3 protein-coding genes are annotated in these 3,080 nt (G+C 41.3%); all 3 read right to left on the bottom strand.

Going from position 1 to position 3,080, the window contains the following annotated elements; genetic code table 11:
* On the bottom strand, positions 1–194 hold a 194-nt coding region (locus GX348_03615), incomplete at its 3' end, for a hypothetical protein (protein NLP41275.1).
* Positions 195–417: 223 nt separating this feature from the next.
* The gene (metA, locus tag GX348_03610) at positions 418–1,356 is read right to left on the bottom strand and encodes a homoserine O-succinyltransferase (GenBank protein ID NLP41274.1); all 939 of its coding nucleotides are present in this window, start codon (positions 1,354–1,356) and stop codon (positions 418–420) included.
* Between the two features lie 289 nt (positions 1,357–1,645).
* Positions 1,646–2,860, bottom strand: a complete 1,215-nt coding sequence (gene sstT, locus GX348_03605; protein ID NLP41273.1) for a serine/threonine transporter SstT — start codon at positions 2,858–2,860, stop codon at positions 1,646–1,648.
* Positions 2,861–3,080 lie beyond the last annotated feature (220 nt).

Genomic DNA, 3,080 nt, shown 5'->3' with positions numbered 1-3,080 from the left:
CGTGGGAAACATTGACGACGCGGGAAGCAAGCACGCGGGAAACAGCTGCGCGGGAAGCAGAACCGTGGATTACAAGACCTTGGAAAACAGCCAACCTGGACAACTAGCTGCCTTTCATAGTCATCGATTTCAGGCCGGAAATCATCATCATCTTCCCATTCATCAATTTCGGGATCATCCCAGTCTATCGCCATTCACTATTCACCTCGCTTTTTTTAGGACTTTGGGTGTCCGCAATATATACTATGTAACCTATAAAAGAATTGTGCTCAATTACATAATATGGATGAAAATAGGGGTGGTCCGAATAAGCGAACCACCCCTAACCAGAAACGTTTCTCCTGACTTGTCTGGCGACCTTAAGTCACGAAACATCCCATTATATCTAAATTAATTAACACAGTTGTAACTGATAAGTTATAATTCATCCCCGCTTGCCTCGTCTAATTTTTCAAGATCGAATGGCGTTGTCTGATAAACATAATAATTGAGCCAGTTTGAAAACATTAAATTGGCTGCGCTCCGCCAGCGTACCACCGGCATCTCGTTTGGATCATCATTGGGGTAATAATTAGCCGGAATATTAATCGGCAGTCCCAGTGCCACATCACGATCATATTCGGTCTTTAGCGTCAGTGCATCATATTCAGGATGCCCAGTGATAAACAACCGCCGGTTCTTTTTGTCCCGTATCGCAAATACGCCGGCCTCTTCAGATTCTGATAGTATACATAATTTCGATACTTTCTCAATATCCTCCCGCCGTACCTCTGTATGCCGCGAGTGAGGGACATAAAAAACATCATCAAAACCACGAAACAGCATCTTTTCTTTAAAGTTCATCGTATGCGGAAATACCCCGAACATTTTATGCGGCAAGGCATACTTAGGAATACCGTAGTAATGATAGAGGGCGGCTTGAGCTCCCCAGCAAATATAGAGCGTCGAATAAACATTGCTCTTACTCCAGTCCATAATCTCACATAATTCTTGCCAATAGGCTACTTCCTCAAAAGGTAATTGTTCAACAGGCGCTCCGGTAATTATCATGCCATCATATTTTCGATCCTTGATTTCATCAAAGGTTTCATAAAACTTTACCAAATGCTCCTGGGGAGTATTCTTTGGTTCATACGTAGAAGTGTACATGAAATCAAATTCAACTTGCAGCGGAGAATTTCCTAATAACCGCAGCAATTGCGTTTCCGTAACAATCTTCGTCGGCATTAAGTTCAATAGTAATATTCGAATCGGTCGTATATCTTGAGAATACGCACGCGTCTCATCCATTGTAAAGATATTCTCTTTTTCCAGTATGTTAACAGCCGGCAAATTATTAGGAATTTTTATAGGCATACTAAATCCTGCTCCTTGATAGTTATTTTGTGATTTGATCGACTTTAACGCTCAAATCATAGCTTATTCAGAATTTATATACTATTAAGTAAAACACATTAGGTAGGTGAATTCAATACCATAAACATCCCAATTTTACCCTATGCCAAGTTTTTATCCACTTAGATAGATAGATTAACAAACTGTTCCTAATAATCCGGTATTCGTTCTTGTATGAGAAAAGGGACCAGCTTAACAGCTAGTCCCTCTTTGCTTAGCATTATTCTTGCGTTAGGATATCTTTGTGTAATTAATTCTTATTTTTACGTGCAGCGATATCTGCCGCTGCGGTAAATAGTACGTCAGTCGAGGAGTTGAGAGCCGTTTCGGTGGAATCTTGCAGTACCCCGATGATAAAGCCTACCCCTACAACTTGCATTGCAATATCATTGTTAATACCGAAAAGGGCACAGGCCATCGGAACAAGCAGTAGCGAACCGCCGGCTACACCCGATGCGCCACAAGCGCCACCAGCAGACATAATACTTAACAGCAGAGCAGTCCAAATATCAACCTGAATACCGAGAGTGTGTACCGCTGCCAGAGCAAGTACCGAAATAGTTACTGCCGCGCCAGCCATGTTAACGGTTGCGCCGAGCGGAATAGATACCGAGTAGGTATCAGGATCAAGACCAAGTTTTTTACAAAGGCTCATATTTACCGGGATATTAGCTGCCGAGCTCCGGGTAAAGAAGGCGTAAATACCACTTTCACGCAGGCAGGTAAATACCAGTGGATATGGATTTTGACGAATTGTCATAAATACGATAAGCGGATTGATAACTAAAGCAACAAACAGCATACAGCCAATTAAGAGTACGAGCAGTTTGCCGTAACTAATAAGAGCTTCAATACCATTCTGCGAGATAGAGTCAGCTACTAAACCAAAAATACCTAAAGGAGCAAGTTGAATAACCCAACGCACGGCTTTCGATACTGCATCAGAAAAACCTTGAATAACTTCTTTGGTTGATTCACTGGCTTGACGAAGCGCAATACCAAAAACAATACTCCATGAAAGAATACCAATATAATTACCGGTCATAAGTGCGTGTACAGGATTGTCAACAACATTGAGCGCTAAAGTACGCAGCACTTCAACAATACCATTCGGCGGTGCTACGTCCGCAGCATTAGCAACCAGCTTAAGGCTAACCGGGTAAAGGAAGCTTGCTATTACCGCTATCAAAGCTGCGGAAAAAGTACCCAGAATATATAAATAAATAATAGATTTCATATTTGTTTTTACGCCACGCTTTTGGCCAGAAAGAGCACTCATAATGAGGACTAGCACTAATATTGGCGCAATAGCTTTTAAAGCCCCAACAAACAAGGTGCCGAAAATAGCCACACGACCGGCTAGGTCTGGCGCATACAACGCAACAATACAACCAAGGATAAGACCAACCAGTATCTGTTTGACTAAGCTGATTTTACTTATCGCTGAAAATAATGAATTAAACACGTGCGAAGTCAACTCCTATTTTTAAATTGCCACTTTCATAATAATAGTATGATTTACATAACTAGTAAGTAAAAAGGGGCCACACTCGATTATTATAATACCAACTATGTATCTCGTCAATGCACAAAAATACTTTTTGTGCGCATAAAAAGGATATAATTCGGATTATCGTTGCACTTTATTTCCTTTCTACCAAAAACCCCCAAAAGACAAGGGGACG

The organism is Veillonellaceae bacterium (assembly GCA_012523975.1).
Classification (GTDB): Bacteria; Bacillota; Negativicutes; order JAAYSF01; family JAAYSF01; genus JAAYSF01.
Note: the sequence above shows the minus strand (reverse complement) of the source record. Positions and strands in the feature narration are given on the sequence as shown.

Coding starts and splice junctions, on each gene's coding strand:
- metA (NLP41274.1), bottom strand. CDS start 1,356: ATGCCTATAAAAATTCCTAATAATTTGCCGGCTGTTAACATACTGGAA.